This is a genomic window from Domibacillus sp. 8LH (assembly GCF_038806185.1).
Lineage (GTDB): Bacteria > Bacillota > Bacilli > Bacillales > Domibacillaceae > Domibacillus > Domibacillus indicus_A.
On the sequence record NZ_JAVJNG010000008.1, the window covers coordinates 1 to 26,829 of the forward strand.

General features: G+C 43.9%; 21 protein-coding genes and 1 pseudogene. 21 read left to right on the forward strand and 1 reads right to left on the reverse strand.

The window, feature by feature from the left end:
- The first annotated feature begins 389 nt into the window (after positions 1 to 389).
- The 17 genes and pseudogenes from RG959_RS11570 (at position 390) to RG959_RS11650 (ending at position 21,235) form a co-directional block, all read left to right on the forward strand.
- Positions 390 to 2,150, forward strand: a complete 1,761-nt coding sequence (locus RG959_RS11570; protein WP_342797242.1) for a cache domain-containing sensor histidine kinase — start codon at positions 390 to 392, stop codon at positions 2,148 to 2,150.
- Positions 2,151 to 2,153: 3 nt separating this feature from the next.
- Positions 2,154 to 3,635, forward strand: a complete 1,482-nt coding sequence (locus tag RG959_RS11575; RefSeq protein ID WP_342797243.1) for a response regulator — start codon at positions 2,154 to 2,156, stop codon at positions 3,633 to 3,635.
- 192 nt (positions 3,636 to 3,827) lie between these two features.
- Entirely contained in the window at positions 3,828 to 5,138 is a 1,311-nt protein-coding gene (locus tag RG959_RS11580; RefSeq protein ID WP_342797244.1) for an ABC transporter substrate-binding protein, read from the forward strand.
- Positions 5,139 to 5,201: 63 nt separating this feature from the next.
- Positions 5,202 to 6,068: a carbohydrate ABC transporter permease gene (locus tag RG959_RS11585; RefSeq protein ID WP_342797245.1), complete on the forward strand. Its 867-nt coding sequence runs from the start codon at positions 5,202 to 5,204 to the stop codon at positions 6,066 to 6,068.
- A 95-nt stretch (positions 6,069 to 6,163) separates the two neighbouring features.
- Complete coding sequence (locus RG959_RS11590; RefSeq protein ID WP_483298882.1) at positions 6,164 to 6,964, forward strand: carbohydrate ABC transporter permease; 801 nt, start codon at positions 6,164 to 6,166, stop codon at positions 6,962 to 6,964.
- 125 nt (positions 6,965 to 7,089) lie between these two features.
- Positions 7,090 to 9,966, forward strand: coding sequence for an alpha-L-rhamnosidase (locus RG959_RS11595; RefSeq protein ID WP_342797246.1), 2,877 nt, complete (start codon positions 7,090 to 7,092; stop codon positions 9,964 to 9,966).
- Positions 9,967 to 10,009: 43 nt separating this feature from the next.
- Positions 10,010 to 12,229, forward strand: a complete 2,220-nt coding sequence (locus RG959_RS11600) for a glycoside hydrolase family 3 protein (RefSeq protein ID WP_342797247.1) — start codon at positions 10,010 to 10,012, stop codon at positions 12,227 to 12,229.
- A gap of 342 nt (positions 12,230 to 12,571) precedes the next feature.
- Positions 12,572 to 14,140: an alpha-L-rhamnosidase-related protein gene (locus tag RG959_RS11605; RefSeq protein WP_342797248.1), complete on the forward strand. Its 1,569-nt coding sequence runs from the start codon at positions 12,572 to 12,574 to the stop codon at positions 14,138 to 14,140.
- 474 nt (positions 14,141 to 14,614) lie between these two features.
- On the forward strand, positions 14,615 to 15,304 hold the full coding sequence (locus RG959_RS11610) for an MgtC/SapB family protein (RefSeq protein WP_251273106.1): 690 nt from the start codon (positions 14,615 to 14,617) through the stop codon (positions 15,302 to 15,304).
- A 119-nt stretch (positions 15,305 to 15,423) separates the two neighbouring features.
- Positions 15,424 to 15,597: an asparagine synthase gene (locus RG959_RS11615; protein ID WP_342797249.1), complete on the forward strand. Its 174-nt coding sequence runs from the start codon at positions 15,424 to 15,426 to the stop codon at positions 15,595 to 15,597.
- Between the two features lie 322 nt (positions 15,598 to 15,919).
- A complete protein-coding gene (locus RG959_RS11620) occupies positions 15,920 to 16,540 on the forward strand; it encodes a nitroreductase family protein (protein ID WP_342797250.1) in 621 nt (206 codons plus the stop codon).
- Between the two features lie 96 nt (positions 16,541 to 16,636).
- A pseudogene (locus tag RG959_RS11625) lies at positions 16,637 to 17,473 on the forward strand (ring-cleaving dioxygenase); the annotation flags it as partial.
- A gap of 21 nt (positions 17,474 to 17,494) precedes the next feature.
- On the forward strand, positions 17,495 to 18,103 hold the full coding sequence (locus RG959_RS11630) for a flavin reductase family protein (protein WP_342797251.1): 609 nt from the start codon (positions 17,495 to 17,497) through the stop codon (positions 18,101 to 18,103).
- Between the two features lie 33 nt (positions 18,104 to 18,136).
- Entirely contained in the window at positions 18,137 to 19,084 is a 948-nt protein-coding gene (locus tag RG959_RS11635; RefSeq protein ID WP_342797252.1) for a ring-cleaving dioxygenase, read from the forward strand.
- Positions 19,081 to 19,689 carry an alpha/beta hydrolase gene (locus RG959_RS11640; RefSeq protein ID WP_342797253.1) on the forward strand — a complete coding sequence of 203 codons (609 nt, stop codon included), beginning with the start codon at positions 19,081 to 19,083 and terminating at the stop codon, positions 19,687 to 19,689. The genes RG959_RS11635 and RG959_RS11640 overlap by 4 nt, the downstream gene beginning before the upstream one ends.
- A gap of 44 nt (positions 19,690 to 19,733) precedes the next feature.
- A complete protein-coding gene (locus tag RG959_RS11645) occupies positions 19,734 to 20,171 on the forward strand; it encodes a MarR family winged helix-turn-helix transcriptional regulator (protein ID WP_342797254.1) in 438 nt (145 codons plus the stop codon).
- An 80-nt stretch (positions 20,172 to 20,251) separates the two neighbouring features.
- Positions 20,252 to 21,235, forward strand: a complete 984-nt coding sequence (locus RG959_RS11650) for a ring-cleaving dioxygenase (protein ID WP_342797255.1) — start codon at positions 20,252 to 20,254, stop codon at positions 21,233 to 21,235.
- A gap of 132 nt (positions 21,236 to 21,367) precedes the next feature.
- Here the strand turns inward: RG959_RS11650 and RG959_RS11655 are convergent, their stop codons facing one another.
- Complete coding sequence (locus RG959_RS11655; RefSeq protein WP_342797256.1) at positions 21,368 to 22,447, reverse strand: isocitrate/isopropylmalate dehydrogenase family protein; 1,080 nt, start codon at positions 22,445 to 22,447, stop codon at positions 21,368 to 21,370.
- Between the two features lie 504 nt (positions 22,448 to 22,951).
- On the opposite strand from RG959_RS11655, the gene RG959_RS11660 reads away from it, so the two are divergent.
- The 4 genes from RG959_RS11660 (at position 22,952) to RG959_RS11675 (ending at position 26,711) form a co-directional block, all read left to right on the forward strand.
- On the forward strand, positions 22,952 to 23,977 hold the full coding sequence (locus RG959_RS11660) for a Bug family tripartite tricarboxylate transporter substrate binding protein (protein ID WP_342797257.1): 1,026 nt from the start codon (positions 22,952 to 22,954) through the stop codon (positions 23,975 to 23,977).
- Positions 23,978 to 24,059: 82 nt separating this feature from the next.
- Positions 24,060 to 24,521: a tripartite tricarboxylate transporter TctB family protein gene (locus RG959_RS11665; RefSeq protein ID WP_342797258.1), complete on the forward strand. Its 462-nt coding sequence runs from the start codon at positions 24,060 to 24,062 to the stop codon at positions 24,519 to 24,521.
- 10 nt (positions 24,522 to 24,531) lie between these two features.
- Positions 24,532 to 26,058 carry a tripartite tricarboxylate transporter permease gene (locus tag RG959_RS11670; RefSeq protein ID WP_342797259.1) on the forward strand — a complete coding sequence of 509 codons (1,527 nt, stop codon included), beginning with the start codon at positions 24,532 to 24,534 and terminating at the stop codon, positions 26,056 to 26,058.
- Between the two features lie 17 nt (positions 26,059 to 26,075).
- Positions 26,076 to 26,711, forward strand: coding sequence for an RraA family protein (locus RG959_RS11675; protein ID WP_483298879.1), 636 nt, complete (start codon positions 26,076 to 26,078; stop codon positions 26,709 to 26,711).
- The last annotated feature ends 118 nt before the right edge of the window (positions 26,712 to 26,829 follow it).

The following is a 26,829-nucleotide window of genomic DNA, read 5'->3' on the forward strand; positions in this document are numbered from 1 at the left end:
GTTGTGGTGATTCAATTCTACAAGAAAAGGTCTTCCTTTTTCTATTTACTCATTTACACAAAATATTTTACGCTCTCCTTCTCAATGATTAAATCATTTAAAGTATAAAGAAAAATAATAAAAGATATTTAAAAACCAGTAAATGTATTGCAGGATGAAAGCAACCCTGAGTAACTGCTCTTACATCGGAACAGGAGAGGGCGCCTTGTCTCTTCTGTTTTTTTAAAAGCAATTTTGTGAAAAAGTGAGCAAAGCAAAAACCATTAGAAAGAATATAAAACCCGCTTATTTAAAGACTTATAAACACAGCGCACATAAAAGAAAAAGTGCTATTGACAACGGGTATCCAAAAGTGGTCTATTTGTTTTACGTGGGGAAAGGGGATGAAAATGAATAAATGGGATAATTTGATGAAATGGGTACGCCCAGTTAAGATTCGGCAGAAGTATTTTGTGACCATGCTGATTATTTCGATTTTGCCGATTGCGGCACTCGGTTTCATTTCCTATAATATCGCCAAAAATACACTGGCTGAGAACCAGCTGCAGGCAACAGCGAACCAATTAAAAACATCGAGCGAAAGTGCAGATTTGCTGCTTCAAAATGTTATTAATTTGGAACGGCTTATGTCATGGAACCAAGATCTTCAAAGCGAGCTAAAAGAAAGTGCGGCAAACAATGAAATAGACAGTGCGACGATGACGAATGAGACACTTAACCGGATTAATTACATCATTTACAGCTATTTTATTGATACACAAGATATCGACTCGGTCTGCTTATTTGATATTCATCACCATCCATACTGCTACGGCAATTCTAACAGCATCGGTTTATTCGATAATGGCGGCTCATTCCCAGAAATCGAAGGTGAAAAATGGTATCAGGAAGGACTAAAAGCAGAAGGCGGCATTACCTTTTTCAGCAGGAATGTGCTAGTCGGCAACCAGTCTGAACAAACCTTTTCTTCAGTTAAACTGCTTCGGGATGCGGAAGGGGTTTTTGAAGAAAGAGATCTCGGCATGCTTGTTGTGAATGTAAAAAAATCATTATTTGAGCGGGCTATAAATGAAAGCGGTCACAGTAAAACGATGGTGTTTGATGATTCAGGTTCCATTGTTCGAAGTGTGTATAGTGATCCCTTTGTCAGCAGGTCTTCTCTCAGTCACCGAAGTACACTTGAGGGAACAATTGACAGCTTGAAAGAAGATGGAAATCTTGTCAGCAGTTATCAAAACGATACGACTGGATGGACATTTGTGCATACCATCGATGAAGACGAACTGTTCAGCCAGTCGAGCGGCATCCGGAATGCGACCGCACTTCTTGCTATTTTAATGGTTATGGTTTCTTTGTATTTATCATTTGTTGCATCCGGCCGGCTGATCCAGCCTTTTCTTCAACTGAAATTGCTAACATCGGACTGGAGCAGCCATGGGATAAGCAGTGAAAACAAAAAGAATGATGAAATTACAGAAATCGGCGAGACCTTCAAGCGGGTCACAACGGAAAACAAAGAATTGAGTGAAGAGCTGATTCGTGCTCAGCTAAAAGAACGGGAAGCAGAATTGAAAGTGCTGCAGGCGCAAATTAAGCCGCATTTTTTGTATAACACGCTCGACTCCATGTACTGGATGGCGACCATTAACAACAATCCGGATATCGCCAAAATGGCGCTCGCCCTGTCAGAAAGCTTTAAAATCAGTTTAAGCAAAGGAAAAGAGCAAATTTCCGTGAAAGATGAGCTTGATCATATCCGCCATTATATTACCATCCAAAATTTACGATATCAGGACCGTTTCACGTACATAGAAGACGTAGACCCTGCAATGCTGGATAAGCCGATGTTAAAGCTGCTCTTGCAGCCACTTGTAGAAAATGCCATTTATCATGGTCTTGAACAAAAAGTTGGGCCGGGTACGATTCGCGTAACTGGACGGGAAAATGACGGCCTGTTCAAATTTACTGTGGAAGACGATGGTGTTGGCATGGAGGATGTTTCAAAAGCGAATGAGGGGTTTGGCATGAGTAATGTAAAAGAGCGGCTTCTGCTGTTTTACGGACCGGAAAGCACGTTCAAGGTTGCAAGCGAACCGGGAAAAGGAACAAAAGTGGAACTGCAATTTCCAGAAAAGAAAGGGGAGAAGTAGCGCGTGTTAAAAGCCGTTGTATTTGATGATGAGTACATTGTGCTGCAAGGTTTGCGCATGATGATTGACTGGAACAAATACGGAATTGAACTGGCCGGCACAGCTTCAGACGGTTTAGAAGCACTTCGCTTATTTAAAGAAGTGAAGGCGGATATTGTGTTAACCGATATTCGCATGCCTGGCTTAACAGGTCTGCAAGTCATTGAAGAAATCATGAAAGAAGCCCCTGAGACTGCGTGTATTGTGTTCAGCGGATTCAATGAAGTGGATTATTTGAAAAAAGCGATTAGGCTTGGTGTAGTGGACTATTTAGAAAAGCCGATTACACTGCCGATGATTGAAGAAGTCCTATTGAAAACAATCAAGAAAATTAAAGAACAGAAGCGTATTGAACAGCTGGAGGCGGAATGGGAAGGCACGCAGCAGGAGCGGCTGGAAAAAGCGACAATGGATTTGCTGCTGGGGCATGAAGGTGCCATTGAGAAGTGGCGGGAAGCATTCGGCGATGACGCAAGCCGGGTACAGGCTGTGACCGTACTTGCTTTGTCTGGTGATCACACGTTCCTGCCGGATCCGGACGATTACCGAATCGTCACAGTTCGCAATGGGCATGAGCGGCTTGGTATCGTGTTTCATTTTACGCTCCATTCTGAAGAGCTGATTCGGCGATTACTTGCGTTTCCAAATAAATTAGTTATCGGCTCTGGCCGGGCAGTAACGGCGCTTGCCGAGGCTCCGCAAAGCTACGGTGATGCCCAGCATGCTTTAAAATACGGTTTATTTATGGAAGAGACTGGCTGGATCCGGTTTGAAGACATCGGAGAAAATACGCGGCTGCCGCGCTATCTGTCAGAACTTGAGAAAAGCATTATTTTTAAGATTCGCACAGTAGATGAAGGCGGTCTGCTTGGTGAGTTAGAGCATTTTAGAGAAGAGCTGGAAACACAAAAGCTGAATCCGGATGTACTTGAAAGTGAAGTCCTGAAGCTTATCTATTTGGCACAGGAAGTCGCCAAAGAAACAGGCGGAGACATACATACCATAAAAGAGGGAGGCTACTTTCCGCAGCAGGAAATCCGAGCTATCCAGACAAAAGAGCAGCTGTTTGACTGGCTGTATGTACAGATGGACTTGATTATGAAGTGGATTTTGCGGGTGCGCACAACCGAAAAACAAGGGGCGGCAGAGCGGGCATGTGCCTACATGGAAAGCCGGTTTAATCAAGATATTACCTTGCAGGAAGTCGCTGATCATGTCGGCATGAACAGTACCTATTTTAGCCTGCTCTTTAAAGAAAAAGTTGGTAAGTCCTATATCAAATATCTAACGTACATCCGTATTGAAAAAGCAAAAGAGCTGCTCCTTGCGGGAGGAAAAGTCGCCGAAGTCAGCGAACAAGTTGGTTACCACAGCTACCGGCATTTCTCTGAGCTGTTTAAAAAACAGACGGGAGTGAGTCCCGGCCAGTATAAAGAAAGTCAGTAATTTTTTCTTCGGTATTATAGCGCACCTGAAATCGATTTGCGTCATCGACAGAATAAACAGGCATTGAGGCAGCCTGTTTTTTTGTTTTCTAAAAAAATCGGACATCAATACAAATTATGAGCACTTATTTTTAATTTTGTAAGCACTTACAATTAGGTTATCAAAGAAAAACAGAAATGAGGGGGCAGGAAAATGAAAAAGAAAAAGTTTCTTACAGCATTATCAAGTGCGGCATTATTTGCAGGACTGCTTGCAGGGTGTGGCAGTGACGCAGAAGAAGCCACTGGCGGCAGTGGAGGCGGGGATGGTGCAACTCTGACACTACTCATTGACAACCAGTCTTCCCGTGCATCGGTTGAAGCTATTGCGGAGCTTGTGGAAGAAAAACACGGTATTAAAACGGAATTTGAAACACGTCCTGGCGGTACAGAAGGCGATAATATTGTTAAGACGCGTCTTGCCACAGGCGATATGAGCGATCTTGTTTACTATAATTCCGGCTCCCTTTTGCAAGCGCTTAATCCAGAACAAAATTTTGTGGATGTAACAAATGAGCCGTTTATGGAAAACGTCACAGATGATTTTAAACAAACGGTTACAGTTAATGATAAAGTTTTTGGTGCACCAGCCTCCACAGTGGGGGTAGGCGGATGGTTTTATAACAAAAAAGTATACAAAGAGCTCGGCCTGTCTGTACCAAAAACATGGGATGAGCTGATGGCAAACAATGAAAAAATCAAAGCAGCGGGCAAAACAGCTGTAATTGGCTCATACAAAGATACATGGACATCGCAGGTTCCCGTGCTGGCTGACAATCACAATGTGATAACTGAGGAACCAACTTTTGCTGAAGACTTTACAGCCAACAAAGCGAAATTTTCAACAACACCAGCGGCGCTCCGCAGCTTTGAAAAACTGCAGGAAATTCATGAAGGCGGGTACATGAATGAAGATTACTTGGCAACAACACTTGATGCAGGTGTAAAAATGCTGGCAGAAGGGACAGGTGTTCATTACCCAATGATTTCACTTGCTATTCCGATGATCGCACAAAATTATCCGGATCAAATGGAAGACATTGGTGTATTCCCTCAGCCTGGTGACAGCGCAGAAACAAATGGCTTTACGGTTTGGATGCCTGGGGCTGTGTACATTAACAAAAACAGTGAAAATGTCGATGCAGCGAAAAAATGGGTAGAAACATTAGTTTCACCCGAAGGGGTAGAGGCATTTCTTGCTGCTGAAAAACCAGAAGGTCCGCTTGCGATTAAAGACACAACTCTTCCAGATGACGTATATGGCGTTGTAAAAGACATGCTTCCTTACATCAATGAAGGAAAAGTAACACCGGCACTTGAATTCTTAAGCCCTGTAAAAGGTCCAAGCCTTGAGCAGCTCACAACAGAAGTGGGCAGTGGCATTAAAACAGCTGAAGAAGGTGCGAAAGCATATGACAGCGATGTTGAAAAACAGGCAAAACAGCTTGGCCTTGAAGGCTGGTAAGAAGAAAATGAGACAGCCCTGCTCTTTGGCAGGGCTCTTCTCAAAAGAAAGGAGTACGTATTTATGAACAGTTTAACTGCAAAAACATACAGCTATTATTTTCTTCTGCCGGCTGGCATCATTTATTTCATCTTTTTTCTTCTGCCAACTATCCTATCTTTTTTCTTTAGCATGACATGGTGGTCCTTAACCGATTGGAAATTTATTGGACTGGAAAACTTTAAAACATTTTTATCAGAGCCGTCGCTAAACATTGGTTTTAAAAACACGGTTATTTATGCGGTCGTTACCTGTGTGCTGAAAGTAGTGCTGGGGCTGCTTCTTGGTGTCTTTCTCAGCCAGCGTCTCCGAAGTGTTGGATTTATTCGCTCGATGATCTTTTTTCCAACGCTCCTCAGTACGATAGCGGTCGGTATTGCGTTTTCTATGATGATGCATCCGACACAGGGGATGATTAACGCAGCGCTTTCAATTATTGGCATTGCCGGTCCGGACTGGCTTGGTGATACGCAAATTGCACTATTGTCTGTGGCGTTAGTGGATGTCTGGAAAGGTATTGGAATGGCAACGGTTATTTTTATAGCGGGCATCATGTCGATCCCGCAGGATTATTATGAAGCGCTCATGATTGATGGGGGTAACGGATGGAATAAGTTTTGGAGTATTATTCTTCCGCTTAGCCGTCCGGCCATGAACACGGTCATCATTCTTGCGTTTATCGGCGGCCTGCGCTCCTTTGACTTAGTATGGTCTATGACAAAGGGCGGTCCTGGTTTTACGACTGACTTGATTGCTTCGATTATTTATAAGCAGTACCAAGCTGGATTTTACGGGCTGTCGACTGCTGGCAACGTTATTTTATTCCTGCTTGTTTCCATGCTGGCATTCCCGCTTTATGCGTATTTAAACAGAAAAGAGGTGGACTTATAATGAGCAAAGCTGTTGAAAGTACATCAAGGGTCCAGCCGTCTTTAAAAATGAAAAAAGGTTTTAAAGTAAAACGAAAGGGTATCCGGCAAGTTTTCATGGAAGTGATTGCTGTATTGGTAACGATGATTCTGTTCGGTATCCCTCTTTATTTTGTTTTTGTCAATGCGGCTAAAACTACACCTGAAGCATCTCTTCTTAATATGGCATGGCCGACAGAGTTTCAGTTGACAGAAAATATTGCTGCTGTATTTGCTGCTGAAAATGGAATGATTGTACGGGCGTTTATGAACAGTGCGCTCATTACTGGCTTTTCTATTGCCCTGTTAATCTTGTTTGGGGCAATGGCAGGGTACGTACTGCATCGGAAAACCACAAAGCTCTCACCATTTTATAACTTTTTGCTGCTGGCAGGCCTTATTATTCCGCCGGCTGTCGTACCGACGATTTGGGTGTTAGAAGGCATCGGTTTATTTAAGACAATGCCAGGTATTGTGCTTGTAGAAGTAGCACTGAATCTGCCATTTACCGTTATTTTGTACCGAAGCTTTATGGCGACGATTCCGAAGCAGATCGACGAAGCAGCATTGATTGACGGGTGCGGCCGGCTCCAATTGTTTTTTAGAATAATTTTGCCGCTGTTGAAGCCCGTGTCAGCAACGGTCATTGTCCTTACTGCTGTTGGTATTTACAATGATTTTGTCAACCCGCTTTATTTCTTCCCGGGTTCTGAAAATGCGACTCTGCAACTGACACTTTACAACTTTATGAGCTTATATAGCACACAATGGAATTTGCTGTTTACAAATATTTTAATTATCTCGATTCCGCCGCTTATTTTGTTTATTTTCTTTAATAAACAAATCGTAGCTGGAATGACAAGCGGTTCCGTTAAATAAAAGACTGCACCTGTTTAAATAGGTGCTTTCTTTCTATTAATAAAAAGCGTTTTTCACGTGGTATCTCGTTTTGTTGCATAACTCGGAAATAATTTTAAAACAAGAAAAGAAATTGGAGGAGTACGATGAAAATTTCAAAGCTTCGCACCAATCATGTTGAAAATCCGCTTGGTTTCGAGTTTAATAATGTCCGGCTTTCATGGATCACTGAGTCCAGTGCAGACCAATACCAGACAGCGGCCCAAGTGGAAATCGCAGCGGACGAACTATTTCAGAAAATGGTATTTGACAGCGGTAAACGAGAAGATATTGACAGCTTGTCATTTATGCCGAATATTGAACTTGCTCCGCGCACCCGCTATTTCTGGCGTGTTACAGTCTGGGGAAATGCAGGCGGGCAAACAACGAGTGATCCTGTTTTTTTTGAAACAGCAAAGATGGATGAGCCATGGCAGGGGAAGTGGATTGCGGCCAATTTTGACAAAGACATTCATCCGCTTCTTAGAAAGGAGTTTACTCTTCCAGAAAATATCATCTCGGCACGCGCTTATGTTTGTGGAGTAGGCTTGTATGAGCTGTTTATAAACGGTCAAAAAGCGGGCGATGAATATTTAGCGCCGGGCTTTCATGCGTACGATTTTTGGCAGCAGTACCAAACGTATGATATTACAGATCTTTTAACGCCGGGAGAGAATGCAATTGGTGTCATGCTTGGAAACGGGATGTATAAAGGGCGCTTTGGCTTTGAGGGCGGTTATGAGAATATTTACGGTGATCAGCTAGCGTTGATTGGCGAGATCATCTTGACATTAACTGATGGCTCAGAACGGCGGATTACAACAGATGAAACGTGGAAGTCCGCGCCTTCTCCTATAACATTCAGCGGTGTGTATGATGGAGAAGCATACGATGCAAATAGAGAAGTGGAAAACTGGGCTTGTGCCGCAGTGGGAAATGATTGGCATGATGTTCAAATCGTGGGTCTTGATAAAGATAAGCTGACAGCCCGTCTCAGCCCCCCGGTGAAGGTCATGGAAGAAATCAAGCCGATCGGGATCATCCACACGCCTGCCGGTGAAACAGTGCTCGATATGGGACAAAATATGACCGGCTGGATTCGTTTTAAAACCAATGCACCAGCTGGAACGAAGCTGCACTTGCAGTTCGGCGAAATTTTGCAGGAAGAGAATTTTTACCGGGATAACCTCCGGACAGCGAAAGCAGAGTATACGTATATATCGGATGGGAGCGAGCGGGAGGTGCAGCCGTTTTTCACATACTTTGGCTTCCGTTATGTGAAAGTGGATGGCTTTGAACAAATGAATATCAATGATTTCACGGGCTGCGTCCTTTATAGTGAATTAGAAGAAACAGGTCATATTGAAACATCAAATCCAGATGTGAACCGTTTGTTTTTAAATACGATGTGGGGGCAAAAAGGCAATTTTCTTGATGTACCGACCGATTGCCCGCAGCGTGATGAGAGAATGGGGTGGACAGGAGATGCGCAAATCTTTGCTTCAACAGCCTGCTTTAACATGTATTCACCCGCTTTCTATCAAAAATATATGCAGGACCTGCGTGAAGAGCAGATTCGCTTAAATGGCTCGGTTCCATTCGTTGTACCGACGATTAAGCCGAAAGACGCTCAAAATATGTTTGCAATGAACGGATCGGCTGCATGGGGAGACGCGGCAACGGTTATTCCGTGGACCCTTTACATGCATTATGGTGACAAGGAGCTGCTTCGCCAGCAGTTTGATACGATGAAAGACTGGGTGGATCATATTAAGCGGGTGGACGATGAATCGGGCGGCAGCCGTCTTTGGAAAGCAGGTTTCCACTTTGGAGACTGGCTGTCACTGGATGTGAAAGATCCATCTATTTTAACAGGCGGCACCGACAGCTATTATATTGCATCCGCTTATTATTGCTACTCTGCCCAGCTGGTCGTAAAAGCAGCCCGAGTGCTTGGGTACACAGCGTTGGCTGATGAGTACACAGCGTTAGTTGATGAAATTAAAGAAGCCATTCAAAAGGAATATTTCACGGCCAATGGCCGATGTGCTATTTCTACGCAGACGGCGAAAATTGTGGCGCTGTATATGGATCTGGTTCCGGAATCGTACCGCCAGCGTTTGATCGAAGACTTGAAACTGCAGCTGCGTGATGATGACATGCATTTAACAACAGGATTTGTTGGGACTCCATATTTTTGCCCGGTTCTATCGGAAAGCGGTGCCAATGAATATGCGTATGAGCTGCTATTGAATGACGATTATCCAAGCTGGCTGTATGCGGTGAAGATGGGAGCAACAACGATCTGGGAACGGTGGAATTCGGTGCTTCCAGACGGAAGCATCAGCGATACCGGCATGAACTCGTTAAATCATTACGCATATGGTTCCATTGCCGAGTGGATGTACCGTTATATGTGCGGTATCACACCCGTTGAAGATTCGCCTGGCTTTAAGCGGTTTGAACTGAAGCCGCAGCCGTTTGGCAGGCTGTCTTATGCGAAGGCATCCTTCCAGTCGGCATCCGGGCTGATTAAAAGCGAATGGACGATTGAAAAGGACGGCTCTTTGACATTTGATTTTACCATTCCATTCAATACAACAGCGAATATTATACTGCCGGATGCAGGCCTGCAAACCGTGCAATTAAACGGTCAGCCGCTGTCTGAAGGAAAGCAGGAGGGAACAGCTGTCGCAATCACGCTTGGCGCCGGGCATTACATCTTTACGTATATGCCAACAAAAACGTATCTGCTTATGTACAGTACAAACGATACGGTGCGGGATTTGCTTGGAAATGAAGATACAAAGGAAGTACTGCTGGGCGTTTTGCCGGAAATCAACGAAAATCCGATGATTTTAAAGCAGGTTTTGAAAAAAACCGTGAAAGAAATGCAGGAATCTCCATTTGTTTCGCATTTAGTAACGGAAGAAAAAGTGAAAGCACTTGATGAACAATTGGGCCGAGTTCTTGTCCGCGTTTAAAAAGGAAGGGGCTCGTGTTTTCCTCCTGTAGAAAGGTGATCGAATGATTCAGTATATTGAAAATGAAGATGGACCTGTATTAGGATATTCACAATCATCAGGCATTGGCATCATAACGGTAGATGGAAAGAAATTTAAGGACTTAAATAAAAGCGGCAAGCTTGAGCCTTACAAAGATTGGCGTCTGCCGGCAGCGGAGCGGGCAAAAGACCTAGCATCGAAAATGACGATTGAACAAATCGCCGGATTGATGCTGTACAGCCCGCACCAGTCGATCCCGGCTGCTGACCGAGGTTTTTTTACAAGCACATTTGGTGGCAAATCATTTACAGAAAGCGGAGCCAAGCCATGGGAACTATCCGATCAGCAAATTAATTTTTTAACCAAAAACCATTTGAGACATGTTTTAGTCACGTCGCTTCAAAGTCCAGAAATTGCTGCCAAGTGGAGCAATGAGGTGCAGGGATTTGTGGAAGGGATTGGGCTTGGCATACCTGTAAACAATAGCTCAGACCCTCGTCATTCTTCGGATTCCAGCAAAGAGTTTAATGAAGGAGCAGGCGGCCACATTTCGATGTGGCCGGAACCGCTCGGCTTGGCCGCTGCCTTTGATCCCGATTTGGTTCAGAAATTTGGGGAAATTGCCTCTAAGGAATACAGGGCACTCGGTATCACAACCGCTCTTTCACCACAGATTGATATCGCTACAGACCCTCGCTGGTTTCGCTTCAATGGCACATTTGGCGAAGATTCTGACCTGTCTAGCGATCTAGCCCGCGCGTATGTTGATGGATTCCAGACCTCGTCCGGAGAAGGAGAAATTTCACACGGCTGGGGATATGACAGCGTAAATGCCATGGTGAAGCACTGGCCCGGCGGCGGCTCAGGAGAAGGGGGAAGAGATGCCCATTATGGTGCGGGTAAGTATGCCGTTTATCCAGGAAACAATTTTGAAGAACACCTGCTTCCATTTACAGAAGGTGCCTTCAAACTGGCCGGCGAAACGGGAGAACCGTCTGCCGTTATGCCGTATTACACGATTTCAGTTGATCAAGACACAATAAACGGTGAAAATGTAGGCAATTCCTATAGTCGTTATTTAATTCAAAACCTGCTTCGCACAACGTACCGATACGACGGGGTTGTATGCACAGATTGGAGTATTACACGGGATTTTTCAGGAAAAATGGATGTCTTTATTGATGGAAAGCCGTGGGGTGTAGAACAGATTTCTGTCGCGGAACGGCATTATAAACTACTTATGGCTGGAGTGGACCAGTTTGGCGGCAATTTTGATATTGACCCTATTCTTGAAGCGTATCATATGGGTGTTCAAGAGCATGGAGAATCATTCATGCGTGCACGAATGGAGCAATCAGCTGTTCGCCTGCTGCTGAATATATTCCGGCTCGGGTTATTTGAAAATCCTTATGTAGACGTGAAAGAGACCGTCCAAACAGTTGGAAACCCCGATTTCATGAATGAAGGCTTTGCGGCTCAATTAAAATCCATTGTACTTTTGAAAAATAAAGATCAACTTCTTCCGCTCAGTAGACAAGTGAAAGTGTATATGCCGAAACGACACTATCCAGCTAAACGAGACTGGTTTGGAAATTTGATTCCAGCACGAACAGATTACCCGATAAATCGAAAGCTTTTAGAAAAGTATTTCCAAGTGGCGGATGGGCCGGCTGAAGCCGATGTGGCTCTTGTTTTCATCTCTGGACCTGATTCCGGCATTGGATACAGTAACGACGATGCAGAAAAAGGCGGAAATGGATTTGTGCCTATCAGTCTGCAGTATCGACCGTATACAGCGGAATACGCTAGAGACAAAAGCATTGCTGGTGATCGTGCCTACAAAGGAAAGACGGTAAAGACGATCAATGAGTGTGATCTAGATTTAGTACTAGAAACAAAAAAGCAGATGGAAGGAAAGCCAGTGATTGTATCAATGCTTTTATCTAATCCAGCTGTTGTTGCAGAATTTGAAGAAGAGGCAGATGGACTTCTTGTCCATTTTGGCGTACAGGATCAGGCTGTTTTGGACATATTGAGTGGCAAAGCCGAGCCGTCCGGGCTGATGCCTTTTCAAATGCCGGCTAATATGCAAACGGTCGAGGAACAGCTGGAAGATGTGGGTCATGATATGGAGCCCCATGTAGATACGGAGCATAATGTGTATGACTTTGCTTTTGGGCTTGATTGGGAAGGTGTTATAACAGACAGCCGGACAAAAAAATATCGAAAAAACAATCGTTAAAAAAGAATTCTGCTTTTAACCCGTTCGAGCTGCTTCCTTTTTTATTGAAGCGACTTTCGGAATCAAAACGAACGCACAGCTGAATGTGTTTAGAATAGAAATTAGCTTTACAGGTGCCATACTGCTTAACCTTTTTTGTTAGATCATTCGTCAGCGGACGGTTATATCGGCGGACAAAAAGGGCGGATTGATGGCGCGCTGAATATCATTAATTTTGTGTTTGTTTGCTGACTATTTTTGCTTTTTACAGCTTGTCTTGCTTTATTTTCTACAAACTTGATAAAGAATGCTTACGTATTTTAGAAGAGTTAAGACTGGGAAAGTGATCAGGGAGGGAAAAGCATGAGTGTTCAAGTAAAAAAAGAGTATGTAATGGTTCGAAATGAATCTTTTATTGAAAAAGCAGAGCAGTTAAAACCGGAACTGCTAACGAAAGTGGTCAATCCTGTATCTATTGTCAATGTCAAAGCTGATCATAAGGCAATCCACGGCTGGACCGCAGAATATGCAGCGCCGGTTACCGAATTAAGTGAACGTGAATTAGCCAAAAAAGATTCATTCATTTTAGATTTCGGTGATCATCAGGTCGGCTATCTATCGATGGATATCCATCCTGCCGGAAGTCCGCCGGATGCGCCCCTGAAGCTGAAGCTGACGATTGGTGAAATGCCGGTTGAGATGGCAGAACCGTTTGAATCCTATGATGGATGGCTTGCAGGTTCGTGGCTTCAGGAAGAAACCATTTTCATTGATGTGCTGCCAGCAAAAGTAGAATTGCCACGCCGTTACAGCTTCCGGTATGTAAAAGCAGAAGTGCTCGAAACCTCTCGTAAATACCGGGTTGTTTTTGAAAATATAAAATGCAAATCGGTCACATCCGCTGATTACGAGGCTGTAAAACCCCTTAAGCACGTAGATCCACTCCTTCAAAAGATGGATGAAATCAGTGTAAAGACGCTCGCTGACTGCATGCAGGAGGTATTTGAAGACGGACCGAAACGGGATCGCCGTCTTTGGTTAGGGGATCTTCGTCTACAGGCGCTGGCAAACTATAAAACATTCTGTACAAATGATCTTGTGAAGCGCTGCTTGTACATGTTTGCCGGCGTACCGGATGACAATGGACAGGTGGCCGCAAATCTATTTATAAAGCCTGAGCTGATCGCAGATGATATACGGCTGTTTGATTACTCCTTGTTTTTCGTCTCAACCCTGTATGATTACTATGAAGCAACGAAAGACATGGAAGCGTTAACCGATCTTTGGCCGATAGCGCTTCGGCAGGTGGAATTGGCCCTTGAGCGTTTAGATGAACGGCATATTGTGACAGATTCAGAAGAATGGTGGTCATTTATTGACTGGGAGGAAGGCCTGAATAAGCAGGCACCATCACAAGCTGTCTTAATTTATGCCCTGAAACAGGCGATTCACCTGGCTGATGCGTTAAATGCACCTGAAAAATCAATGCTGGCATCATGCCTGGTGGATATAGTAGAAGCTGCAAAGCAATTCTTATGGGATGAAAAACAGCAACTTTTCATCAGTGGGGCAGATCGGCAGGTATCTTGGGCGAGCCAGGTATGGATGGTATTGGCTGATATTTTGCCAAAAGAAGAAAATGCGGCATTACTAAACCGGCTATTAATGGCTGACAAAGCCGTTGGCATGGCTACCCCTTATATGTATCATCATTATGTGGAAGCTCTTCTGCTTTCAGGAGAAAGAGAAAAAGCTATTGAACAAATGAAAGTGTACTGGGGCGGTATGCTCGAAGATGGGGCAGATACATTCTGGGAATTGTATGATCCAAAAAATAAAAGCTTTTCGCCATATGGTAGTCATTTAATCAACAGTTACTGCCATGCGTGGAGCTGTACACCAACGTATTTGATTCGAAAATATAGTCTTTAAAAGCACAAAAAACGCCTTCAAATGAAGGCGTTTTTTGTATGTTACAATTATAAAAAGTCTTTTTTTCGCTTTTAATATTAATGGCTAAGTTAAAAATAAAAAGCTAACAACATTTCACTAAAATGAAAGCTGAAAGAAAAAGGTCTTGGGAAAAATTCTTTATTGTACTTGAGGTAGTAATAGATTACTATAGTCAAGCGGCGTATACTAAAAGCTATCTGTACAGCAGGCTTGCAGTGATTACAATGTAACGCTTTCCTATGCCCGTTTACAGAGTTTACATTTACAGTTGATCTAAGCTAAACGGCAAAGTAAAATACAAAAACCGGCGAAAAAGTGAACGCAGGTTTGCATAAACATTAGTGTAAGGAAACAAAGGAAAAACGTGACGGACCGTGCGGAGGCATTCAGGCTAAAAGCCAAAGCGGCTTCTAATAAGGTGTAGTTAAAATAAAGAACAGAAGAGGGGAAGATATGGACTGGGAAATAGAATTATGGATGATTGGGAAAATCGGATTTGCGGCCTTTTTAGGTTTCTTGCTCGGTGTTGAAAGGGAATTTAAACGCAAGCCTGTCGGCATGAAAACCTCTATTGTAATCGCTGCGGCAGCCTGCCTGCTTACCATCGTGTCGATTGAATCAAGCTTTCGCTATGCAGAAGCAGCGATCCGGCCGATGGACCCGCTGCGCCTTGCAGCTCAGATTATTTCGGGTATCGGTTTTATCGGAGCGGGGGTTATTCTCCGCCGGAGCAATGAAATGATTTCAGGTTTGACCACAGCTGCCATTGTTTGGGCATCGGCGGCAACAGGGATCGCAGTCGGAGCAGAATTTTACCTGGAAGCCGTTGTAATGGTCATCCTTGTGATTTTTGCGGTTGAGATTATACCTTTTTTAATGAAGCTGTTTGGCCCAAAAACACTTTTGATGAAACCCATCTACGTGAAAATTAAGGTAGAAGACAGCGTGAATTTAACTCTTTTGCTGAAAAGTATTAAACAAACTGGCGTGAACGTAAAAAATTTGCGGCTTAAAGATCTAGAAGATGACTGCAAAAACATGTATCTAGAAGCCGAAGTAGAAAAGCAGCGGTATACAACGGACGTTTATGAAAGCATCCGGAGCATTGAAGGCGTAATATCTGCTGAAGTACAAGGAACATAACGTTCTCGTACTTCAGTTTTTTTATGAAAAAGCGCAGCTTACATACATGTCTGGGCTTTCGGACATCATACATGTGGGTGTGAATACATCCGCTGACTACGATGTGGAGGGAGATTCCATTGAACATTCGTGAAGGCTTGATTCCAACTGTATTGGGTTCAGCTGTTACGGCCACTGGATATGCCCTAAGACAAAGAGACGGGACCAATAAAGCCATTGCAAACACTGTTTTTGGTTTTGGGTTAGCCCACATTGTATTAGGTGCCATTGACCTCGTGGAGCATCGTCGTTAGTTTAAAGGCAGGCACAAATTTGTGCCTGCCTTTTTCTTTAAAATTAAAAAGGAGTCTGACGTAAGGACGGCTTAGCTTTCAGTTTGAGGAGCAAAAAGAATATGAAAAATCTTTTAGCACAATCAGTTGACAGACCGAAAAGAATCAGGTATATTTATCTTGGATTCAAGATAATTTATTTTGAAATGGTAACTACTTAGAAAGAGAAAGCAGAGATTTTAAAGAAATTCTTGCCCTTACTCAGTTTTAAAACAGAAGGTTTATCGTCTTTTACACATTAATATCTCGAATTCGAGATATTAATCCGAAGGGGAATGTAAAAATGACTGAATTCACTCAACTAGTAGAAAAACGGCGCTCGGCGAGCAATTTCCTGGCTGATACACCCATTACTAAAAACGAATTAAATGACATTTTCTCGCTCGTCAAGCTGGGACCATCGGCTTTTAATCTGCAGCATACGAAATATATAACCGTAATGGATCCAGAACTGAAAGAAAAGATAAGAACGGCTGCCTACGGGCAATATAAAGTGTCAAGCGCTTCAGCCGTGATTATTGTGCTTGGAGACAAAGGCGCATTTAAGCAGGCTTCACAACTTTACGAGGGTTTAAAAATGCTTGGAATTGTGAACAAGCAAGAATATGATCAAATGGTGGAAGATACCGTCTCCTTTTATGAGTCAAGAGGCGAAGAATTTCAGCGGGACGAAGCAATCCGGAATGCTTCTTTATCCGCCATGCTGTTTATGCTGGCGGCCAAAGAAAAAGGCTGGGATACATGTCCCATGATTGGATTTGATCCTAAAGTGGTAAGAGAGCTGTTAAATATACATGATGAAGATGAACCCGTTTTAATGATTGCGATTGGAAAAGAAAAAGTAGAGAGCAGAAAGCCGCGCGGGTACCGAAAACCTGTCAGTGAATTTGTGACGTACTACTAAACCATACAGTAAAGAGTCTGGTGCACAGAGCCCATTCATCGATTATATATAAAAAAGGAGCAGGTAAAATGAACAAACAAACAGCAGGCATTCACCAAACAAACGGTGAACTTTGATGATCCCGGAACGTACCACCTTTACTTTGGCAATGAGGGCGGAAAACCGGGAACAATCATTACATTTTTCCCGTGGGCAGGCGCCCGCCAGGGGACGATAGGAGATGGCCAGGTAGGGGTCACTTCTTATGTGGTTCCAAAAGGGGCAACCGCATTTTGGGAAGAACGGCTGGCGAAATTCAACGTGCCGGTTACCAAAATGGACCGGTTTGGAGAACAGTACCTCGAATTCGACGATCCCCATGGACTTCATTTGGAGATTGTGGAGCGGGAGGAAGGCGAAAAGAATACATGGTCTTTTGGAGATATTACATCAGACACAGCCATTAAAGGGTTTGGCGGGGCTACTTTATTATCAGCCCAGCCGGAAAAAACGGCTCACTTACTGGAACAGGTGATGGGGCTAAAAAAAGTAAGTGAAGAAGGAGACTTCGTGCGTTTTCAGTCTTCAGCCGACATTGGAAATATCATTGATTTAAAGCGAACGCCGATTGGGCGGGGAGAAATGGGTGTTGGCACTGTGCACCATATTGCCTGGCGCGCCGAAGACGATCAGGATCAGCTGGAGTGGCAAAAGTATGTGGCTGAAAACGGATATGGCGTGACGGCGGTACGGGACAGAAATTACTTTAATGCCATTTACTTTAGAGAGCATGGTGAAATCCTATTTGAAATTGCGACCGATCCTCCAGGGTTTGCGCATGATGAGACATTTGAAACCATGGGAGAAAAGTTAATGCTGCCGGAGCAGTATGAACCACGCCGGGAACAAATTGAACGGGTGCTGATCCCTTTCCAGGTAAGAGAACTCGATTAAATTCTGATTGGAGTGAGTGCTTTGCTTTCCATTGACCCATCTGCAAACACAGAACGAGAAAATTACAAATTTCTAATAGGGAGCATTATCCCAAGACCGATCGCTTTTGTAACGTCGATGTCAAAAGAAGGAACGCTGAACGGCGCCCCATTTAGTTATTTCAATATTGTTTCGTCTAACCCTCCGATGATTTCTTTAGCGATTCAGCGAAATCAGGGAGAACGAAAAGATACTGCACGAAACATTGTCGAGTCAAAAGAATTTGTTGTTCATATTGTAGATGAACAAAACGTAGAAAAAGTGAACGAAACGGCTGCCAATCTTCCTCCTGAGGAAAGTGAAATAGAACGGACACAGCTGACGCCGGTAGAAAGTGTGAAAATTTCCGTTCCAGGCGTAAAGGAAGCAAAAATTCGAATGGAATGTCTGCTGGAGCAGTCACTGGAACTAGGAGACTCTGATGCTCCTGGGTGTGACCTGATCATCGGAAAAGTCGTGCAGTTTCACATTGCGGAGGATATTTATGAAAACGGCAGAATCAACCCAGATGGATTAGGAGCTGTAAGCAGGCTGGCGGGAAATGATTATGCAAAAATCGGCGAAATCTTTACCATTGACCGCCCAAGCTGACAAAAGTTGAATCCGGGAAACGGGGTGTACAACATGCAAAAAATAGCGGGCATTCATCATATTACTGCGATGGTGAACGATGCACAAAGAACGATTGATTTTTACGCAGGTGTGCTGGGGCTGCGGCTCGTAAAGAAAACAATCAACTTTGACCGTCCAGAAGTATATCATCTGTATTTTGGAAACGGATCAGGAGACCCGGGAACAGTCATTACATTCTTTCCGTGGGCTAAACAGCCGAAAGGCCGTATCGGTACAGGACAGGTGGGCAGTATCAGTTTTGTCATCCCAGCCGGTTCAACGGAATTTTGGAAGAATCGGTTACAGAAGTTTGGCGTAAAATTTTTTTCATCGGTCCGTTTTGACGAAAAACATATCGCTTTTCAAGATCCAGATGGCCTTGAACTGGAACTGGTCGAAAGGGAAGAAGAGTTTTCACATAGTGGATCCTTTGGCGGTATTCCATCGGATAAGGCGGTTCAAGGATTTAGCGGGGCGATGTTAATTTCTGTGCAGCCTCATAAAACGGCGGAAGCGCTTGAAAACATACTGGGATTCGAATGCCTGGGACAGGAAGAAGGCTTTCTAAGGTTTAAATCAGAAGCATCGGTTGGAAACACGGTTGATATTAAGCTCACTCCCTCTGTCCGCGGGCTGATGGGAGCAGGAACGGTTCATCACATTGCCTGGAGAGCAAGAGATGAAGAAGAGCTTCATAAATGGAGAGCGGTTCTTGAGGAAAGGAACTTCTATCCGACCGAAATTCGTGACCGGCATTACTTTAAAGCCCTTTATTTTCATGAAGGGGGCGGCATTTTGTTTGAAATCGCCACTGACCCGCTAGGCTTTGCGGTGGATGAACCGATCGAGAAGCTCGGGCAGAAGCTGATGCTGCCGTCCTGGCTGGAATCAAAACGACAAGAATTAGAAAAAACCTTGCCTCCTGTAGAGGTTCGTGTTTTGGAAGGAGACCAGAAATGAAACACCTTTTTCAAAAAGGCAAAGACCCCTCAAAACCTACACTATTACTGCTTCACGGAACAGGTGGCAACGAATTAGACCTGCTGCCACTTGCTGGAAAAGTAGACGATGAGGCTTCCATTTTAAGTGTAAGAGGAAACGTACTGGAAAACGGTATGCCGCGTTTTTTCCGGAGACTGGCGGAAGGGATATTTGATGAAGAAGACCTTATTTTCCGCACAACAGAATTAAATGCATTTTTGGATGAAGCGGCTGAAACGTATGAATTTGACCGAAATAATATCATTGCGATTGGCTATTCAAACGGAGCCAATATCGCAGCAAGCTTGCTGTTCCATTATCAGCATGCACTAAAGGCGGCGATTCTTCATCACCCTATGGTTCCTAGAAGGGGCATAGAGCTTCCTGATTTGACTGGAACGTCCGTTTTTATCGCAGCCGGTACGAATGATCCGATTTGTGCCCCGATGGAATCAAAGCAGCTTCAATCTTTACTGGAACAAGCAAACGCATCCGTAGACGTTCACTGGGAAAATCACGGCCACCAGTTAACGCTGACTGAGGTAGAAGCAGCTGCTGACTGGTACCGCAATTTATCACTTTAAATAGATCGGTTATCATTTCGAAATAAAGGGAAGAAGTGATGATAATGGAACAGACTTATAATGAGCTAAAAGCCGTTACGGTGATTTTGCGGGCTTCCCAGGCGATTCAAGACGTCGTTCGAAAAGACGTAGCGCTCTATGGGTTAAACCCAACAGAGTTTGCGGTTTTGGAATTGCTGTACCATAAAGGCGATCAGCCGATTCAAGTGATTGGCAAAAAAATATTAATTTCAAGCGGCAGTATCACATATGTGGTCGATAAACTCGAACAAAAAGGGTATGCCGTTCGAAAAGGCTGTCCGAAAGACCGCCGTGTCACGTATGCAGCCATTACACAAAAGGGCAGGGAGCTAATGGAGGAAATATTCCCTAAACATGAACTTACGATGGGAAAGGTATTTGAAGGCTTGAAGCCTGATGAACTCCATACTGCTATCCAACTGATTAAACGAATTGGCTACCGAGCACAATCGCTTGAATGAAATAAAAAAGAAAAGATCTTTTTAACGTTTATATCTCGAATTGAAGATAATTGAACCTAATTGGTTAGGAGGAAAAAGAAATGAATCATTTAAAAGGCATTCACCATGTGACAGCTATTACAAGCAGTGCAGAAAAAAATTATGAGTTTTTCACATATGTACTAGGTATGCGATTAGTCAAAAAAACGGTAAACCAGGATGATATTCAAACGTATCATTTGTTCTTTGCTGATGATAAGGGCAGCCCCGGAACCGACATGACGTTCTTTGATTTCCCTGGTATCCCAAAAGGCGTGCATGGGACAAATGAAATCTCAAAAACGTCTTTCCGGGTACCGACCGATGCGGCGCTTGATTATTGGGTGAAACGATTTGACCGCCTAAACGTGAAACATACAGGTATTAAAGAACAGTTTGGTAAACAGACACTTTCGTTTGTTGATTTCGATGATCAGCACTATCAGCTTGTTTCAGATGAACATAATAAAGGAGTGGCTTCTGGTACGCCTTGGCAGAAGGGGCCAATCCCTTTAGAATTTGCGATTACAGGTTTAGGCCCTCTGTTTGTTCGCATTGCTGATTTTAAGTATTTTAAACAAATGATGGAGCAGGTGCTGTTATTTAAGGAAATAGCAGCGGAAGGTTCCCTGCATTTATTTGAGGTAGGCGAAGGCGGAAACGGGGCTCAGGTTATTGTAGAACATAATACGGTGCTGCCGCAGGCGCGCCAAGGGTACGGCACTGTTCACCATGCGGCTTTCCGTGTAGAAGACCGGACCGTGCTGAATGAATGGACGAACCGCCTCGAAAGCTTTGGCTTCCAGACTTCTGGTTACGTAGACCGCTACTTCTTCGAATCCCTTTATGCCCGCGTTGCACCGCAGATTCTGTTTGAATTTGCGACGGATGGACCTGGATTTATGGGCGATGAGCCTTACGAAACAGTCGGCGAAAAGCTTTCATTGCCGCCGTTCTTGGAGCCGAAACGTGAACAAATTGAAAAATTAGTACGGCCTATTGATACCGTGAGAAGCACTGTTGAATTTGAGAAGGAATACGAGTAACAGGATAGCTATTAGCTTCTAAATATAGAGGATGCACGAAGAAGAGAAATACTCACATTGAAATCACCTTTACAAAAGTAAAAAATACCGGATTTCACAAAGGAACATCTTTGTAAAATCCGGTATTCCTGCTTAGTTTACAAGGGCTTGATTGATTCGATCGGCTACGGCTTCTGCAAATCCCGAGGTTGTAGCGCTGCCGCCAAGGTCTCTTGTTTTAACACCATCCTCAAGTGACTGGTACAATCCTTGTTCAACGAGCTGACCCATTTCCTTTAGCTTTAGATCCTTGTGCCGCTCTGACAGCCAGTCCATCAGCATAACAGTAGAAAGCATCATACCAATCGGATTGCCGATGTTTAAGCCGGCAATGTCAGGTGCGGAACCATGTGCTGCCTGGGCCATTGCAACATTGTCATTTGAGTTGATAGAAGGAGCCAGTCCCAGGCTGCCTACAAGTTCACCAGCAAGGTCAGAAAGAATATCTCCATACATATTTTCCGTAACAATGACATCAAAATCTTTGGCACGACGTACTAAGTGGGCCGCCATTGCGTCAATATGGTAATCGTCTATTGTCACTTCAGGGTACTGCTCTGCTACATCCCGGCAAACCTTTAAAAACAAGCCGGTACTCAAACGTAGTACATTAGCTTTATGAACAATCGTTACTTTTTTGCGGCGCTGCATCGCCATTTTAAAAGCGCTATGGGCAATACGTTCCGTTGCTTTTCGCGTAAAGACGCCTGAAGTCACCACCACGTCTTCCGTGATCTGCCATTCACCATGCCCACTGTACATATTGCGGTCCGCATAAAAACCCTCTGTATTTTCACGGTAGATTACTAGATCTGCTTCTTCTACAACACTTTTAATTCCAGGCATTGTTTTAGCTGGACGAATGTTGGCATACAAATCAAGGTTGTGGCGAAGGGCACCGCTCGGGTTCAGCTTGATTTTATGTTCTGGAGGATAAGCAGCTGAATCATGTGGTCCAAGAAGCCATCCATGAGTGGTTTCTAATGTTTTCGTTGTGATTTCTGGAAGAGGATCATTGTGATGTTTAATGCCTTTCCATCCCATGGGAAGGTCAACCCACTCAATATCTACACCTACTTTTTGGGCAGCCGTTTTGAAAACATTCACTGTAGCGCCCACAATTTCAGGTCCAATGCCGTCTCCAGCTAATACTCCGATACGATAAACAGTCATTGTTTCGACTTCCTTTCTGAATTAAAAAGTGTCCCAGTTCAGTAAAAACATATTGATTGTGCTGTTTTCACTGTAAACGATTTCAAACAATTAATAAAATAGAATTTTTTATCACTTAACTATTACATTTTTCTATGTAAAAGCCTGAAATTACAAAAGTAGAGTCCAAAAGGAAAGTGATTTTATTCAAAATTAGAATATGTAATCATGAATTATCACTATTTTTCAAAGGATTTATGGATCGAGTACACTTTAATCAGAGAAAACAAATCTTCATTTACAAAAATGAAAGCGTTATCTCAACAAGTGGAAGGAGGTTTGTTCTACACTTAGAGGTCGATTAAAAAAATAGTCAAGTAAGCTTGGCTTTCTTCAAAACTTAAGAGAGAAAGAAATGTATCGAGGGAGGAATGAGCGTTTCAAATAAAGTCCGTCGCTTTTCGAATTAAAACAAAAGAACCAAAATTTACTGATTATTCAGACAAATAAACTGGGGGGATTTTGATGAAAAAGTTGATGGTACCTATTCTAGCTGCTGCCTTAACGCTGGGAACGGCCGCCTGCAGTAATAGTGGAGGAGAAAAAGCTGCCGGTGGACAAGGCGGATCAGGCAGCAGCTATCCGGAAAAAGCGATAACCTTTTCTGTTCCATCCGGTGCAGGAGGCGGGCTCGATACAACAGGAAGGGCGCTGAGCAACCTTTTTTCTTCTGAAGGAATTGTAGACAGTACCATTACCGTTGAAAATAATCCAGGCGGCGGACAAGTTGTCGGCACAGTTGATTTTGCGAACAAGGACAAAGGGAACGACTACCGGCTGCTGATTGCGTCAACACCATTTATTTTGAACCACATTAAAAAAGAAGGAAACAGCCCGGTTTCCTTCCGGGACATTACACCAATTGCCCGGCTGGTGACAGAATACGATGTACTGGCAGTCCCGGCAGATTCTAAATACGACTCATTAGATGCTTTATTTGCTGACATGAAAAAAGATCCATCATCTATTTCTTTTGCGGGCGGCTCTGGTCCAGGCTCTTTTGACCACTTAAATGCCATTTATCCGGCCATGAAAGCCGGCGTAGATGTAAAAGGCCTTAAGTATATTTCTTTTGATGGCGGTGGAGAGGCGCTCACTTCTCTGCTTGGCGGAAACGCTGACGTTATTTCTTCTGATGTCTCTTCCGTATATGAGTATGTAAAAGCCGGCAAAGTGAAGATCCTGGGCATTTCTGCTCCTGAACGTCTGGAAGGAGAGTTTGCAGAGATTCCAACGTACAAAGAGCAGGGCATAGACGCCGAATTAACCAACTGGCGCGGTATTTACGGACCGGCTGATATGTCAGAAGATGCGAAAGCCTACTGGGAAGAAAAAGTAGCCCAGCTGGTAGATACAGAAGCCTGGAAGAAAGAACTGGAAAAACAAGGCTGGCAGGATGGCTATATGGCATCGGAGGACTTTATCAAGCTAATGGAAGAAGAAGAAGCGATGTATAAAGAGATTTACGAAGATCTCGGCATGGCGAAATAATGATCTTTAAACAGGAGAAAAGCAGCGGCATGAAATTTCCCGATAGGCTGCTGCTTTTTCCGAGGCAGGGAGGAGGAAAACAATGAGCAAAACATTTGACCGCTATGCAGGCATCCTATTTCTTGCAATCGGCGCCATGTTTGTAGTAGAAAGCTTTAAACTTTCTCAAAGTGCCTACGGCAGTGAAATTGGTCCAAATATTTTTCCGATGTCTTTGGGCATTGCCTTAATCTTGCTGAGCATCCGTCTTGTTTATGAAACGTTTCGCTACACAGAAGTGAAAAGTAGCAGTACGAAACTGGATTATAAGCGGTTTGGCATTGTCCTGACTGCCGCCATTTTATATGCGGCACTTTTAGAAACACTTGGATATGTGATTACTACCTTCCTGTTTTTGTTCATTGGTTTCCAGACAATGCAGAGAGGAAAGGTATGGGCATCTGTTATGATTGCTGGATGTTTTTCCTTAGGGGTCTACTACTTATTTGTCGTTCTTTTACAAGGTTCACTTCCACCATTTCCATCATGGATGAGTTTCAGTTAGGAGGGGTTAGATGGGCACGCTGGATTATTTACTTCAGGGTTTTGCAACAGCCCTGCAATGGCATAATCTTCTGTTCGCTTTTTTCGGCGTATTGATTGGAACGGCTGTTGGTGTCCTCCCTGGTATTGGCCCTATGAGCGGGATCGCTCTTTTAATGCCGATTACCGCATCCATTACAAGCGGGCTTCCTGCTGAAGCGGCAGCCACAAGCTCTATTATTTTACTGGCTGGCGTATATTACGGCGCCATGTATGGCGGCTCTACCACGTCCATTCTCTTGAACACGCCAGGCGAATCGTCTTCAGTTGTCACGACACTTGATGGGCACCAAATGGCTAAAAACGGCCGGGCGGGAATCGCGCTGGCCATTTGTGCAATCGGTTCTTTTGCCGCTGGATTAGTTGCTTTAATCGGATTGATTTTGCTGGCTAAACCGCTGGCCGGTATTGCGTTAAAGTTTGGCCCGGCAGAATATACATCTCTTATGCTGCTTGGCCTGCTGGCTGTAAGCGGTCTTGGCGGCAAATCGATTACGAAAGCCTTAATGATGACCGTCTTTGGCCTGCTTCTTGCAACAATTGGCATCGACTCTGTTTCGGGTGTTACCCGGTTTACGTATGACATACCGGTTCTGTATTCAGGATTAGAATTCTTAACGATCGCAGTTGGACTCTTTGCGGTAGGAGAAGTGTTTAAAGCTATTTTAGAGCGTGAAAGCAATGACGGCGAAATTGCCAGGATTACCCGAATCATTCCGACTAAACAGGATTTAAAAGACAGTTCTCTTCCGATTGCCCGGGGATCTGTTTTGGGATTTTTCATCGGTGTTCTTCCTGGTGCCGGGGCTACTCTTGCTTCTTTCTTTTCCTACATTATGGAAAAGAAATTAAGCAAAAATCCTAAGAAGTTCGGAACGGGCGCTATTGAGGGAGTAGCGGCTCCAGAATCTGCAAACAATGCGGCGGCCGGAGGAGCGATTGTTCCCCTGCTCACGCTTGGTATTCCAGGGTCTGGTTCCACAGCGATTTTAATGAGTGCGTTTATTATGTTTAATATTACCCCTGGTCCGCTTCTTTTTGAAGAACACCCGGATGTTGCCTGGGGATTGATTGCCAGCATGTTTGTCGGAAATGCGATTTTACTGATCTTAAATCTGCCAATGGTAAAAGTGTTTGCCAAAGTAGTAGAAACACCTGCCAAATACTTGATTCCGTTAATTATCGGTTTTTCTTTCTTTGGCGTTTATGCGGTCCAGTTTTCTGTTTTTGATTTAGGCCTGCTGATTGCCTGTGGAGTAGCTGGTTATTTTCTTTCAAAAAATGATTTTCCGATTGCTCCTCTGGTGTTGGGCCTGGTATTAGGGCCGATGATTGAAAACAATTTACGGAGAGCACTGACGCTATCTAATGGCGATATAATGATTTTCTTCCAAAAACCGCTTTCCCTGGCTTTTATTATTGTCGGGATTCTATGGATTTTAACTCCTCTGTTTTTAAAACTGAGAGGGAAAAAATTAATTTTAAATGAAGAAGGATAATTAAAGGAGAGAAAAAAATGACTGTTGAAAACCAAGTGAAAATGAATATTGTAGAGCAATTTGAGGACATCCCAACAACTTGTATTTCCGATGCGCTGCAAGGGGTGAACAATTTGTCATCAGCGATTCAGCCGCTCAAAGAAGAATACCGTGTTGCCGGGCGGGCTTTTACAGTAAAAATGCCAGTTGGTGATAATTTAGTCGTGCTGAAAGCAATCAGAGAAGCAAAACCGGGCGATGTTTTAGTGATTGACGCAAAAGGAGACACATACCGGGCGATAGCAGGTGACTTTATTGTTGGGATGGCGCAGACGCTTGGCATTAAAGGCATTATTGTAGATGGCGTGATTCGGGATGTCGTTGGTATCAAAGAATTAAATTACCCCGTTTTCTGCAAAGGGACAACCATTGCCGCAAGCGGAAAAGCAGGGCAGGGAGAAATCAACGTGCCGATTTCCTGCGGCGGTGTAACCATTCAACCCGGTGATATTATTGTAGGAGACGCGGATGGCGTTACCGTTATTCCGCAGGAAGCAGAAGAAGACGTATTAAAACAGTCCATAGAGAAAGCAGATAAAGATATTAAACGAGCCCAAAAAGTATCAGGTAATAGAGAAGAAATTATTGCGTATTTAGATCGCTTCTTATCATAAGAAAACAGGCCAAAACTGGCCTGTTCAGGCTGTTGACAAACGCCCGCTTTCGGCGTCATTTGCCGTCTGCGAATGCTCATGACCCCGAAAAGGTCACTCCGCTTCCCAGCCGGCGGCG